Consider the following 15445-nt stretch of genomic DNA (forward strand, 5'->3'; position numbering starts at 1 on the left):
ACAGTCTCTGTAGGTTTTGGAGCAAAAAAATCGTTGTTCCAAAATCAGAGCTAGTTGAATACATAAAATTGTCTACTTTATAGGGGATATTCCAGTTTCAATCTTCTACATCAAAGAGAATCCTATAGCTTGTGCTACGACCAGCCTTGCCTTCTACTTTTGCAATCAATCCATGTTCAAGCAATTTCTTAATTTGTCTATTCGCTGTCATTGGTATTGTGTTTGTAATTTCTCTATAATCAATATTTGAAAACTCACTATTGCCATCCCGAGAAAGTTTATTGATAAAGCCATCAAGAAATACAGTCTGTCCTTCGCTTAATTTTATCATTTTACATCTATCCCAAAACTTAGCCTTTTTCACAATAAAAAGCACATCTTCATAAGCTTTCTCAAAGGTACTAATTAAAATATCAATATTCCATTCTATCCAATTTGTAAAGTCAAAGTGTCTATTTTTATGAAGATTAGTAGTCATATCTAACATCTCATAGTATTGGGCTCGTTTTGTATAGATTGTTGTTGACATAGAATAGGTTTTATGTTCCTCCTTTAAATCTCTAGAGAGTACATAATCTGCAATAGCCCTGGAGATTCTTCCATTTCCATCATCGTAAGGGTGAATAGAAACAAACCATAGATGTGCTAATGCACTTTTAATATAAGGATCCTCATTGCTTTCGTTGCAATATTTAATTAACGCATCTATATCTTTTTTAATAAGATGATGAGGAGGAGCAAGATATTTAACTACTCCCCCTGCTCGATTAAATGCATTTTCAATCACTTTCATATCGTCGTAATCTCTAAATTGAGCAATATTAATTTTTTTAACACCTTCATAGCCACTACTATTAGCGAAAAGTGCATTGTGCCAACCATGTAGTCTCTGGACAGACAATAACTCATTATTTCGATTACTATCCAGCATAAGAGCGACGAGGTTATCAGTATGCCTAGTAGACATGTCTTCTGATGAAATATAAGCTTGATTGATTGCTTTAGCTACCGAGTCTCTTACCGAATCTCTGTGTAAGTACTCACCTTCAATTTGAAAGGTATTAATAATTTCATTTGTTAGATTAGTAATTTCAAGTTCATCGAATTCTTCTTTGTTAGCAATACAAAGAACACCAGATACTAGACCTCTAAGGTATTCGGCTCGTTTTAACTTCTCTGATAACCTTTCTCTATCATATGAAAAATTTGGATAGTTTTCATGTTCCCATATCCACTTCTTAATAATGTCTGCCATGATATTCTCACTTATGTTATGAATAGTTTGCATAATCATAACATATTTTGTTGTGATTAATTCATTTATTCATAACAGTTTTTAATTCAAGCTCATTAAGAGCCGTATCAGTCGGTTCATAGTGGATGGAATGTCCTTTATAAACAAGACAGCTCTAAATATAGCAGATTTTGGCACTTTGTCTAAGTTTCATGACTATCGGTCACTGACACATAACTCTGAGTGCTCTCTGAATAGTTCTACAATTCAAGTAACTTTCTTATCTGGTCTGACCCATAATATGACTCAATAGCTTTATTAATAATATAATCAAGCTTTTTCTTCTCATTAAGCTCACTTACTTCATCTTCTAGCAAAGTAGCCATTATTTTAACTCTTTTAATATTTTTAACATCTAAATTTACTCTTTTGCCTATTACTTCATTTTCTTCCAAAATATATCCTTTATTGTTATTTAATACTCATATTATAGTTTAAATCTAATAAAAGTACAACTTTGTGTTTATTTTGTAAAATATGTGATTTATATGAGTTGTCTCAAACTTAAAGTTATGAGTAATTTGAGCACTAGTTCCTATTAAATAGTATACATAATTAACTATTAAGTCTATTATTTTGATTTAATATAGCTATTTAGGTAGTTTACTAGTCACAAAATACAGTTAAAATATATTATTTAAATGTAGATATAACAAGTATTAATCAAATAAATACAAAAAATAGCTTATTCTATAAAATAAGCTATTTATGTATATTAAAGTAACCATTCTTTTATATTTACAGTTTTAATGTTTAAATCATCATATATTACATTTAATGTATTATCTTCATGTATTACGAAAAGTTCAATATTTTTGAGCTGTAAGTCTTCAATTGTTTTAGAAAAGACTCTTAGTTCCCTCTTTTTAGTTTTTTCATCTTTAAGAGACGATGTGACTTGAATGAGTTGTGTTATTGCATTTTCTTCCTCAACTATAAAATCACACTCTAATCCATTAGAAGTTTTATAATAATAGACTTTATAGCCTCTTCTTAATAACTCCAAAAATACAATAGTTTCTAAATCATCTCCTCTGGTTTGAAGGTTTGGAACGCGCATAATATTAGAGAGTCCAAGGTCAACACTATAATATTTTTTGTCATTAGCATTTTGTTTTTTTAATGAGTAATCAAATTTAGGTATTTCAAATAACATATATGCTTTGATAAGATATTCTAAATATGCATTTGCCATATCATAGGATATATGGAAATTATTTTTTAATTTGTTGATGCTTTGGCTTATACCACTGTTCGCGAGCAAGAATGCAGCTATCTCTTCGAGAGTCTTAAACTCTTTTAGATTATATCTAGCAACTATATCTTTTAGTAGTATAGAGTCTTTGTATGTAATTAGGAGATCTCTTTTATCTGTTGTCTCATAGTCTAGAACTTTAGGAAATGCTCCATATTTCAAATAGGCTTCAAATTCACGATTCAATTCAATCTTTTTCTCTACAAAATCTAGTTTGTTTTTCACTTCTATAGATTTAAATTGTAGATACTCCCCAAAGCTTAAAGGATATACATCTATCTGCAAATATCTACCGCTTAAACTGGATGCTATCTCACTACTAAGCATAGAAGAGTTTGAGCCACTTATAGTTATATTAGAGAGTTTAAGTTCATATTCTTTATTTACCCACTTTTCCCAGTTAGGTATGTTTTGAATTTCATCTAAAAATATGTAAGGTTTTTCATCAGGATCAAGATACTCAAGATATACATCTTTTATCTCTTGTAGTAACTCTGGAGATAACTTATTGATGAAGCGTGGATCTTCTAGATTTACAAAAAGGATATTTTTAATATCAACACCATTTGCCAATAAGTTTTTTATACTATTAAGCATCAATGTAGATTTACCACTTCTTCGTATACCTTTTATTACAAGTACTTCGTTATAGTTTAATAAAGTACTTATTCTACTGTCATAAATAGTTCTTGCTTGAGTTTGTGGTAGTTCTTTATTCCAATAATTCCATTCATTCAAAATTTCAATAATTTCTGACTTATCCAAAGGTAATCCTTTTAATTGTATGTTATATCTTATAATTTAGTAACTTATTGTTAGGTTAAACTTACATGATAATGACTTATTTTACTACTTAAGGACCTTAAAATAGTATACATAATTATTAACTAAGTATATTATTTAGATATAATAAGAGAAATATATCTCAAAAGGAACTGCTTTGAGTAACGAATCACTCTTAACTAAATTAGATAAATATAATATTTTATTCATTAAAGAAAAAAAAGTATTAAACTGCTCTATTAATACAATAAGTACATATACTAGTATTTTAAATAACTTTTACGAGTATATACTAGAATTAGATGATATTAAAGAGATTAATGAACTTAGTAAAGAAATTGTAGTAAATTTTCTAAATTATGGAAATAAATCTTCTAATAATACACAGATACTTAAACTTGCAGTACTGAAGTCATATTTTACTTTTATAGATGAGAAAGAGGATTTAAAAGGTCTGTTTGAACTTCGATTTAAAAAGTTGACTATAAAGAAAGAGTCTGTTGAAGTTGATGCTCTTACTGCTGAAGAGGTAGTGAGACTACTTGAGTTATTTAAAAAGAGAAGTAGTAGCTTTAATAAGAATAGAGATGCTCTTTTAATTAAGCTTATTCTTTTTACAGGTATTAGAGCGAGTGAGTGCTTAGCTGTGAAGCTCTCTGATATCTCTTTAATAGAAGATGAGAGTGTTTATAAGATTAAAATTGCAGGTAAGGGATCTAAAGAGAGGTTTGTGTATATTAAAGCTGAGAGTATACAAACAGAACTAGAATTTTTAGTTTCTGCTGGTTATATAACTAACTATATAACGATTACTAATACAAGTAAACCTATGAGTAGAATTGGTCTTTATAATATGGTTAGCAATAAAATGAAAAAAGCTAAAATAGCTAAGAGTGGAGTGCATATATTAAGACATACATTTGCGCGTAATCTTGTTAGTAAGAATATTAATCTATCTACTATCTCAGAACTGCTTGGCCATGCTGATATTACACTTACTGCAAGGACTTATGCTAAGAGTGATGAGCAGAGTAAGATTAGAGCAATTATTGCAGAGAGTTAGATTGTATAGGTTCGATCACTATAAAGGGAGAAAAGCGAAACCGACCTTTCACAGGCTTTGTTTCAAGTATTCAATATTTATCTTTGATGCAACTCTCTAGTATAAACATAGACTAGAGAGTCATGTGTTTCAAGTTATGGTTGATTCTCATCCGGTGTAAATAAATATACTGCACCGGCATCGTTTCCAGAGGCATCATCTATCGGAAAACTTGCCACCATATAATCCTCTGAAATTGAAACTGTTTGTCCAAAGAAAAGACCACTTCCAGTAACTGAAGCCATAGCCTTTCCAATCTCGGTTATGGTATTATTACTTTCTCTCTTATAAAGATATGCCATACGGGTTTCTTTTTCACTAGTATCTATTGAATTTACCCCTACTGCAATGTAATCGCCTGAAATTGAAACTGATTGTCCAAATCGATCACCAGCCTCGGCGTCTGAAGCCATGATTTTGCCAATCTCGGTTATGGTGTTGTCAGTCTCTCTCTTATAGAGATATGCCGCGCCGGAATCACTTCCACCGGTGTCTTCTAAAAATGCACCTACTATCATATAATCTCCTGAGATTGAAACAGAGTTTCCAAAATAAGCATATGGCTGGATATCTGAAGCCTTTATCTTCTCAATCTCGGTTATAGTGTTATCAGCCTCTCTCTTGTAGAGATATGCCGTACCGGAATGAATTCCGCGTGTATCTTCATTTCTTGCCCCTATCAGTATATAATCTCCCGAGATCGAAACTGAGTATCCGAAATAATCTAAAGCCTCTGCATCCGAAGCCATGATTTTGCCAATCTCGGTTATGGTGTTGTCAGTCTCTCTCTTATAGAGATATGCCGCGCCGGAATCACTTCCACCAGTGTCTTCTCCATATGCCCCTACCACCAAATAATCGCCTGAGATTGCGACTGATCTTCCGAAATTATCGCTAATCTCGGCATCTGAAGCCATGACCCTTCCAATTTCGGTTATAGAATTATCTATCTCTCTCTTAAGGAGATATGCCGCCCCTTCAAGATTACTACCACTATTTGGTGCCCCCACAACCATATAGCTTTCTGAAATTGAAACTGAATCTCCGAAATGATATCTATCATAGGTTTTTGAAGCCATCATCTTTCCAATTTCGGTCATAGTATTGTCAATCTCTCTCTTGTAGAGATATGCCGCACCAGCTCTGTCTCCACCAGTGTCTTCTTCAGATGCACCTACTATCATATAATCGCCTGAAATTGAAACTGATTGTCCAAATCGATCACCAGCCTCGGCGTCTGAAGCGATGATTTTTCTTGAATATAGATATGCAGAGTCTTCAACTTTAACATTTATGTCATAACTGGTATTTATTTCTAACGAAGATTCAAGATTAAGTGTAAGAGCATAGTTGTTATCTAGATTCGCATCACTAGGGTTCTCAAAGTCAGCTACATTCACCTGCTTTAATAAAGTATTATTTTGAACTGTAAATTTATCTGCATCCTCTCCTGACAATGTTATATTGACTGAAGATACATCATATGAAGTTACATATCTTACTAACTCAAACTCATGTAATAAAGCTGACTCATTCATAGTAAAAGTATTTCTAAGTGCTGGCATGTATAGTTTGTCTCCATAAAGGTCGTATATACTTGCAGCACCGGCATTACTTCCACCGGTATCTTCCCACCAAGTTCCAACTAATGCATAATCTCCGGAAATTGATACTGAATATCCGAAATTATCATCAGACTCTGCGTCTGAAGCCATAATCTTTCCAATCTCGGTTATGGTGTTGTCTGTCTCTCTCTTATAGAGATATCCCGCACCGGAATCACTTCCGCCAGTATCTTCTCCATATGCCCCTACCACCATATAATCGCCTGAAATTGATACTGAGTATCCGAAATAATCTAAAGCCTCTGCATCCGAAGCCATCATCTTTCCAATTTCGGTTATGGTGTTGTTAGTCTCTCTCTTGTAGAGATATGCCGCACCAGCACTGCTTCCACTGGTATCTTCTTCAGACGCACCTACTACCATATAATCGCCTGAAATTGCAACTGATTGTCCGAATAGATCACCAGCCTCGGCATCTGAAGCCATGATCTTGCCAATCTCTATTATAGTGTCATTGGCCTCTCTCTTATATAAATATGACGCACCTGCACTGCTTCCACTGGCATCTTCATATCTCGCCCCCACTACCATATAATCGCCTGAAATTGCAACTGATTGTCCGAATAGATCACCAGCCTCGGCATCTGAAGCCATGATTTTGCCAATCTCTGTTATGGTGTTGTCAGTCTCTCTCTTGTAGAGATATGCCGCACCAGCTCTGTCTCCACCAGTGTCTTCTCCAGATGCACCTACTATCATATAATCTCCAGAGATTGAAACTGAGTCTCCCAAATTATCGCTAGCCTCGGCATCTGAAGCCATGATCTTGCCAATCTCTGTTATAGTGTCATTGGCCTCTCTCTTATACAAATATGACGCACCAGCACTGCTTCCACTTGTATCTTCATATCTCGCCCCTACCACCATATAATCCCCTGAAATTGATACTGAGTATCCGAAATAATCTAAAGCCTCTGCATCCGAAGCCATCATCTTTCCAATTTCGGTTATGGTGTTGTTAGTCTCTCTCTTGTAGAGATATGCCGCACCAGCTCTGTCTCCACCAGTATCTTCTCCATATGTACCTACTATCATATAGTCTCCGGAGATTGCGACTGATCCTCCAAAACTATCGCCAGCCTCGGTATCTGAGGCTATGATCTTTTTTATTTCCAATGGAATTGATTTTTTTATGCCTAACGTAACTCTTTGGGTAGCAATATTTCCGGCTGCATCATTTGCTGTTACTTCTATATTAAAACTTGAACTTACATCTGTTGTGAAATCTACTAGAAAAATATTTCCAGAGAGTAAGTCTATGTTAAAACTGTTACTGTTTACTCCTGAGAGAGTGTAAAATAATGTTGAAATATCAGTTGCTTGAGCACTATAAACTAACAAAGAGTTTTCCGATATGCTTCCATTAAAATCTAAAGAGGCTATGTTAGGGTTGAAGATGGGTGCCGTAGTATCTACTCTAAAAAATAGAAAACTATATCCTAATGAGTTTCCGGCTATATCAGTTCTCGCGCCAGCGACTCCACTCTCTATGAGGTACACACCGTCAGCTAGAGTCGTCGGTGTTACGCTAAGTGAATTTTGGGTAGTGCTTAACGTCTGCACAACTGCTGCAGATGCATCTTTTATGACTGATGCGTCTTTTATGACTAAGGTCGTTGGAACGTCCGTGGTGATAGTCGGCGTCGAATCGTTCGTAATGTTATCCGTTGATGAAGTTCCCGTGTCGCTAGCCGTGTCTAAGTCTATGCTCGCCGTTTCAAAGCCAACGGTGTCTATCGTGAGAGCGAGAGGAGTGGAAGTAGCGAAATTTCCCGCCACATCCCAAGAGGCAGTGCTAAGCTCTATGTCATACTCGCCATCTGCGAGCGCTGAGCTAAGAGTTATGGAGTAATCTCCGTTTGAGTCAACCACTCCAGAAGCTATCTCTGTCGTCGCGTTCATTATAGATATGTTGCTTCCAATGTCTCCGGTACCAGTGATAGTTGGAGTTGTAATGTTAGTAATATTATCACTATCTGAATCACCGCTATCGCTTGCCGCTGCTAGATCTATGGTAGGTGTGCTCATAGTCGTATCTACGGTAATAGAGAGTGAACTATATCCTAGCGGGTTACCAGCTATATCCGTTCCTACTGCTCCACTCTCTATAAGATATGTTCCATCCGCTAGAGTAGTTGGCGTTACACTCAGCGCTCCCCCTGTAGTGGTAAGAGTCTGAAGCACTGTTGAAGTGCTATCTTTTATAGTAAGAGTCGTAGCTACGTCTGTTGTAATAGTTGGCGTCGCGTCATTGGTTATATTATCGGTTGATGAAGTTCCCGTGTCGCTAGCCGTGTCTAAGTCTATAGAGGCTACTGCTATACCGACCGTATCTACGCTGATTGTTAGATTAGTTGAAGTAGCGCTATTGCCTGCAGTATCTGAAGCTACAGCACTGAGTGTTGCATCATACTCGCCATCTGCGAGCGCTGAGCTAAGAGTTATGGAGTAATCTCCGTTTGAGTCAACCACTCCAGAAGCTATCTCTGTCGTCGCGTTCATTATAGATATGTTGCTTCCAATGTCTCCGGTACCAGTGATAGTTGGAGTTGTAATGTTAGTAATATTATCACTATCTGAATCACCGCTATCGCTTGCCGCTGCTAGATCTATGGTAGGTGTGCTCATAGTCGTATCTACGGTAATAGAGAGTGAACTATATCCTAGCGGGTTACCAGCTATATCCGTTCCTACTGCTCCACTCTCTATAAGATATGTTCCATCCGCTAGAGTAGTTGGCGTTACACTCAGCGCTCCCCCTGTAGTGGTAAGAGTCTGAAGCACTGTTGAAGTGCTATCTTTTATAGTAAGAGTCGTAGCTACGTCTGTTGTAATAGTTGGCGTCGCGTCATTGGTTATATTATCGGTTGATGAAGTTCCCGTGTCGCTAGCCGTGTCTAGGTCAAGTTCAACAGTTTCTCTTCCTATAGTGTCTATACTTAAAGATAAAGTGTCTGAAATATTGTTGTTACCAACTAAGTCTATTGACTTTACTTGCAGAGCGATATCATACTCTCCCATTTGCAGCGATGGCACTTCTATAACATATGTGCCGTTATTCTCAACAGTAGTTGCACTAAGCGCAACCATATCTTTTAATAGTGTTATAGTGGCACCTGCTTCAGCTGTTCCTATAATTAGTGGTCTTAATATATTGGTGATATTATCATTATTAGAGACACCACTGTCAGATATGCTTGCTAAGTCTATTGTCGGCTTATCGGTAACCGTATCTAATTCTAACTCTATAGTAAGTGGATCACTTACTTGATCTAGTTTGTCTACTAAAGTTATGTCAATGGTATACTCGCCATCTATGTTGATAAGAGTTAAGTTTACGTCAACGACTCTAGAAGTGGGAATAATTAGCCCACCATCAACTCCATCTATAAAAACTTTACTACCAACCTCTCCAGTGATAGATATAGTGTTTATTAGTTTGTTTGTTAATCTCGCAATACTCCCTAAAGTAGTTTTAGCTGGCTTTGGAGGCACTGTGTCAACAGTTGAATCTATTTCTCTTCTTAATGTTTCTTCATAGTGAGCAACTGCGTAAGATTCAGGAATAGATATTTTTCCAATTTTCTGAACCAGAATGTCCAAATCTGCATAAGTCGTATTTACTCCAAGTAAATCGATATCGTTTGACTCCAATACTTGAGTAGTGGCTTGAGTGATATTTATACCATTATCTGGATTTGAGTCATCATCAAGTGACTGAATAAATCTTATAAAATCTTTTAATTTTTGGTTCGTAGTGTTGTTTCTATCCAGACCTAACAGCTCTGCTGGATAGAGCACTCCATCCTTATTTATCTTCTCTTTGGAAATGGAGCCTAGCTTAACGCCACCAATGCTAAATTCCATCTCTTGACAGTTTGCATCGTATACATATCTTCCTTCTATGTCTGTTTTACCAGAGATACCATTGTTACATTTGTATGTAATACCTTCAATAGGGGAATCAACTAATTGTGCTTGATTTATGTAGAGTTTACTAATGTCAACCACTCTAAGCCCATTGGGACCTGCGCTAATATATGCTAAACCGTTTTTAATAACAAGTCCAGATGCGAAGCTGTCAACATCACCACCTAGAATAGCATTTTTTACAATGGATGGATTTAATATATCTGTAAGTTCTAAAAATGTTATTCCATTTTTATTGTCTGCAATAGCCGCATATTTAGTAGAAGCATTATCATCGTAAGGGTATATGTCAATCGCTTGATCCACTACTGCAGCACTGCTTACTAATGCCGCAGTGTTTTTGTTAAATATTTCTATACCACTATTTCTATTTGCAGTAATGAGATAGTCACCACTTACCATTGAAGCGTTAATTGTTTTATTTGAATCAAATGTTTTTTCTAAAACTATATTTGTAAGATTGGAAATATTTATCGCTATACTACCTTTATTCTCAAGTGTGGCATAGACTAAATCTCCTTCATGATCTACTGTATGTACATATGCATCTGTATCTACAGTTTTTACAAGCGTCATCGTGTTGTCTGCTTCAACCTTTAAAAAAAGAATTCCACTCTCACCTCCAGCAACTGCTATGTAGCCATCAGATATATAAGCAATACTCATTGCATCTGATTCAAATCTATATGTAGCCGATAAAACAGCCGGTTCAGAAAGATCAAGTTCATTAAACGTATAGAGTTTTATACCTTCATTTTGTGCAGCTACATATAAAATCCCTTTATTTGGATCTTTTATTACTGAATGTACTAACCCTCCAACATTTATTGTTTGTTCTAATACAATATGCGAGGTGTCTTTTGAATCGATATTTGAAACAATATGGACCCCATTAAGTCTTCCTGCCACATATCCTATATTGTTGTTATCTATGTGGACATCTACGACATCATCAGTAAATGCGATAGACTTTAACTCATAACTTTTCAAGTTATAGTTATATGTCACTTCTTTAGGGTGTGAGTAGGGTGAAAATGAATACTCTACTTCTTGTGAAGGTTCTTGACAGTATTCGTCATCGCTACTACAACCTAAAATAGTAAAAAGTATTAGTATTAGTATTGCTAGTTTTTTATAAAAATTCAATGTAATTTTCCTTAAAATGGGTTAGAAATAGAGAAGAAGAAACTATCACTTCTCCTAGGTTGGTCCGCAATTCCATCTGCATAAAATTCACGATGAGGAATAAGATAACCAAAACTTAACGGAATATTAAAGATAGAACTGTCAACTGAAAATGCGATATCTTGATAAATCACAGCATCGTCTTGTTTAACATCAGAGATAGTGGTAGAACTTATAGAGTTCAGTATGTACTTAATATTGAGACTTAGATTATTTAGTAGACTTTGGCCAAGTATAGCTGTAACCATTGCACTATCGCCATATTCTATATATTCAGTCGTACATAATCCATAAATAGGTTCATTAATCTCAGTTACAAACATAGTATTGACACTAAAGTACAGCTTGTCTTCTTGAATGTATTTTTTTAATGCGAGACTTAATGAGACTCTATTCGTAAGTGATGAATAACCTTTATCTCTATCTCCAGTAGGAATAGTAAAATTTGCTCCGACTGTAAGTGAATCTATTGCAAGTATATTTTGAAAATTATATTTCAATCCATAAGAACTATCGCCATAACTCATATCATGTTCTTTAGACCTAATGCTTGAGACGGTGATTTCAAATAATAAATTTTTAGTAATGAACAATGAAAATGGATAAACATTAATCATATTATCGTCAGAGATAATTGTATTAAGAGCTATGGATCCTGTTGATGTAGATGATTTAGTGCCAGAAGACGATCCAGGTATAAATGAACCTCCACTAGTAACTATTGCACTTACATAAGAAGCATTAAATTTTGCTTGAGAAGACGAAGATGTATAGGTTGGATCTGTTAACAGTTCAACGGGAACATTACACTCAGGCGTCCCAGGATTATTAAAGCAATAATAGTCATCAATTGCACTTGAGATTGTTGGTATAAATATTATTAAATATGCAATACCTATATATTTCAATAATTTCATATTTTTCCTTAAAAATCGATATAATCATTATATTAATTTTTATGTTATAAAAAGTTTAAATAAACTATTTTTTAAATGATATAAAAATGGGCACCTCTAAAAATACAAGTCATTTAATCGTTAATTCAAAAACAGGGTATAAATCCATAAAGGGAGATTTTCTCCCATATAAACTTAAACTGCTTTAAGAAATCACAATTAGGAAAAAGGCACTGCTCATATTCCTCCTACAAACCATCTAAATTATTTTTCTTTAGCTACAGCATTAAAATAACCTTTCGTCTCATCAAGAGCAATTAAACGGTGAATTCTCTTAGAAGAACGGGTAAAATCATATTCCCCATAAAAATTAATATGACTCCAGTGAACAATAGAACTATTTTTAAGTGCTGTAATGATTTCAGCCTTTTCTTTTTGATTAGGTGCCTGTTGTATTTTCTTGGTGATAAACATATAATTCCACAATATAATTGCATTTTGAATTAGTCGTTTAGAGTTGTTCGCAATATTTTGCTCTTCAACTGTTGCTACTGTAAATTCAGAGCTATTTCCGAAGAAAACGGCTTTGGAAAATTTATTAGAGGCTTCAACTTTATTGAGTTGCTTCTCAATTCTTTGGCGAAGTTGCACATCATCAATATAGTTAAGCAAGAAATCTGTTTTTATAATCTTTCCATATTCTTTGAGTGCAGTGTAAAGCTTATGTTGACGAGAATAAGATGTTAGTCTCTTTAGCAATTGTGTTGCCGTTGTTTTACACTCTTTTATAGTTACTATAAATCTTAACATTTCATCCCAATTATCACTAATGAGTTTCTCATTAATTTTTCGTTTAGGTGTTAGTTTGTAACCTAAGTTATGGTAATGTTTTGGACTATTACAGCCATAGAGCTGTTGATCTTTGAAATTTTTAATTCTAGGTGCAAAGCTAAAGCCAAGAAGATTCGTTAAACCAAATATCACCTCAGTAAAACCATGTGTATCAGTAGAATGGATATCTGACTTAACAGCATTGTTATGCATTAGACCATCAATAACATAGCCTGATTCACGCTCATTTACATTAATAACTTGAGAATGAAAAAGCCTGTGGGATTCATCTAAGAAGGTATAAGCTACAACACCTTTGTCAGTACCAAAGTATTTAAAAGAGTATCCCGTGTTTGTTGAGTCAATTGATTGAGAAATATTATATTTTTGACCATCACTAGAGGTGTGGTTTATATCTTGATCAGCTCTCATAACTTTTACTATTTCTAATGTATCCATAAAGCTTATAATTTTATTGTTAGCTTCGTCAGTGTTTTCCTCACTTAAGTACCATGTCTTGATATTATCAAGTTGGTTCTCATTAATACCTTTAGATATTTTCCCAATTTTTGGTAGTGAAAGGTTACATCCGTAGCCAAGAAGTGCAGCTAATAATAGATTATGATTACTCTTTGACTTACTCTGATTATAGTGATGAAATGAGGATAAAAAGTCCACCTCTTCATTAATTGAGTGTAGTAAATCAATTACAGAAATATATTCATGAGCAGGGAAATATTTAGAGATGGATTCTTCATTCTCATCTCTCACCAATTTTGGTGTTTTTAGGATAAATGAACTCTCTGTAGAGGTGAAATAACTATTAAATCCTTTATTAATTTTTCTATTAGACTCTTTAAAACTACTTTCGAGTTTTCCTTTGATTGGAGCAATAAATATTTCATACTTTTTTAAATGCCCTAATTCATGAACTTTTATGAACGATTCATTATTCTCTTTCCACTCCTCTTTATCAATTAGGTAGTCCTCAAAGTTTCGATATTTAAGGGAATACTTGAGGTTGAGTGTACCATTTTTAATAGCATCACTCACATGAAAAAAGAGTAATACTTTATAAAGTGATACTCTAAATTTACCACTCTCAAATATTGTTATCCGTTCTTCTTCATCTAAAAACTCTTTTGGAGCAGTTGAACTAATATAAGAGCTATTTTTAAAATAGTTGATAGCAGCAATAATATTTTTATTAGAATTGGCTTCATCAAACTCTATAGCTTTTAGAATCCCTGAAAGCTTACCTTGTAATGATATAGACTTCTTTTCTATAAACTCATATTTATTGTCAATGAGAGAGTCAAGCACTTTTTTATCATTAAGGACTTGAGTGCTCTTTTGAGTTTGTGTTTCAAGTAGACTTTCCATCTGCAGAACCTTGTTTGGAGCACTTAATTTAACATCAGATAAAATGAACTCCATCTCATTTATTAGTGAGAGATGCATCTCTTCAAGTGATTGAATAATCTTGTTTTTCTGAGGTTCTAATTCAAAGCTAAACTCTTTTTGAGCTCTAAATGAAGAGTTCTTGGCTGTTTGAACTGTTGAGATAAATCTGTCAATTAGATTGTCATTTCTGATAAGATACTGATGATAAATAAATGAAAGGAGAGTGAATTTTTGATTGAGCTTATTCGTCTGATTTATTTGTGATGTTTGGGATTTCTCTATCCATTTTGCATAGTACTGTGCTATTTTTGGAGTGATGCCTACTGTTTCAATAATCTCTTTTAAGATAGTGAACTTTGATTGTATAGTTTTAAATTTTCCCAAACTGAGGAGCATTTTATTTTTTGTTGTAGCATGCTCAAGCTTTCTAAAGTAGGCAATTTTATATCTATTTTTAGAGGACTTCTCTTTAACCAAAAATTCATCTAGCTCTTTTAATCTATCATCATGAAGTAGAAACTCTAGTTTAAAGAGAATGTCACTCTTTTGGGTGTTAAGTGCAGTGCTTATTATTCGTGTAAGCTCTGTATAACTTGGAACTTCAATGTTTAGTTTTTTAGATAAGGCAACTAAGGTGTAAAATATCTTTTTACGATGAATAAAGTTGTTCGCTAGATTATTTGCTTCTTTTTGGAGGATACTTTTCATCTCTTGAGTGTAATCATGAATCCCTAAATAAGTTTTTATTATTTCTTTATATCGGTATGTCGTAGTTAAAGCAAAAGTGGTATCAACAGCCTCTTCGCGATTATATAAAAGACGCAGAAATTTTAAATTCTCTACTTGAGAAAATTCCATGTAGAATTTATTCTTGGCTTTAAAATACCCCCATAATAAAGTCATGAGTACTTTATTTTTTGTTGTATTTAAATCACTTAATAATATCTGTGGAATCTTGAAAAAATAGTTCTTTTCCTTTAATGAGAAACTTGGTTCTGACTCAAATTGTGCTTGTTCCACTTTAGATAAAATTGACAAAATTGGCATGTAAACTCCTTATGTTTCATAATTAAAATATATAGTAGTTATGCAATATAGAATAATTAACGGATTGTTTAATAGTATATCAATATATTTTAG

Annotated in this window: 7 protein-coding genes; 1 reads left to right on the plus strand and 6 read right to left on the minus strand. The window is 34.1% G+C overall.

Annotated features, from left to right (window positions below; genetic code table 11):
* Positions 1-97: 97 nt before the first annotated feature.
* From GJV85_RS13460 to GJV85_RS13470, 3 genes are all read right to left on the minus strand, one after another.
* A complete protein-coding gene (locus GJV85_RS13460) occupies positions 98-1255 on the minus strand; it encodes a Fic family protein (protein WP_207563209.1) in 1158 nt (385 codons plus the stop codon).
* Between the two features lie 239 nt (positions 1256-1494).
* Entirely contained in the window at positions 1495-1689 is a 195-nt protein-coding gene (locus GJV85_RS13465) for a hypothetical protein (protein ID WP_207563210.1), read from the minus strand.
* Between the two features lie 320 nt (positions 1690-2009).
* The gene (locus tag GJV85_RS13470; RefSeq protein ID WP_207563211.1) at positions 2010-3314 is read right to left on the minus strand and encodes an ATP-binding protein; all 1305 of its coding nucleotides are present in this window, start codon (positions 3312-3314) and stop codon (positions 2010-2012) included.
* A gap of 175 nt (positions 3315-3489) precedes the next feature.
* Between GJV85_RS13470 and GJV85_RS13475 the strand changes: the two genes are divergently transcribed.
* On the plus strand, positions 3490-4395 hold the full coding sequence (locus GJV85_RS13475) for a tyrosine-type recombinase/integrase (protein WP_207563212.1): 906 nt from the start codon (positions 3490-3492) through the stop codon (positions 4393-4395).
* Positions 4396-4529: 134 nt separating this feature from the next.
* Here GJV85_RS13475 and GJV85_RS13480 read toward each other — a convergent pair whose 3' ends face one another.
* The 3 genes from GJV85_RS13480 to GJV85_RS13490 all read right to left on the minus strand — a co-directional run bounded on the left by GJV85_RS13480 (position 4530) and on the right by GJV85_RS13490 (position 15352).
* Complete coding sequence (locus GJV85_RS13480) at positions 4530-11135, minus strand: Ig-like domain-containing protein (RefSeq protein ID WP_207563213.1); 6606 nt, start codon at positions 11133-11135, stop codon at positions 4530-4532.
* Between the two features lie 11 nt (positions 11136-11146).
* A complete protein-coding gene (locus GJV85_RS13485) occupies positions 11147-12091 on the minus strand; it encodes a hypothetical protein (protein WP_207563214.1) in 945 nt (314 codons plus the stop codon).
* Positions 12092-12334: 243 nt separating this feature from the next.
* The gene (locus GJV85_RS13490) at positions 12335-15352 is read right to left on the minus strand and encodes a Tn3 family transposase (RefSeq protein ID WP_207563215.1); all 3018 of its coding nucleotides are present in this window, start codon (positions 15350-15352) and stop codon (positions 12335-12337) included.
* Positions 15353-15445: the final 93 nt, after the last annotated feature.

Origin of the sequence: Sulfurimonas aquatica, assembly GCF_017357825.1 — a bacterium.
GTDB lineage: Bacteria > Campylobacterota > Campylobacteria > Campylobacterales > Sulfurimonadaceae > Sulfurimonas > Sulfurimonas aquatica.

Coding starts and splice junctions, on each gene's coding strand:
- GJV85_RS13460 (WP_207563209.1), bottom strand. CDS start 1,255: ATGGCAGACATTATTAAGAAGTGGATATGGGAACATGAAAACTATCCA.
- GJV85_RS13485 (WP_207563214.1), bottom strand. CDS start 12,091: ATGAAATTATTGAAATATATAGGTATTGCATATTTAATAATATTTATA.
- GJV85_RS13490 (WP_207563215.1), bottom strand. CDS start 15,352: ATGCCAATTTTGTCAATTTTATCTAAAGTGGAACAAGCACAATTTGAG.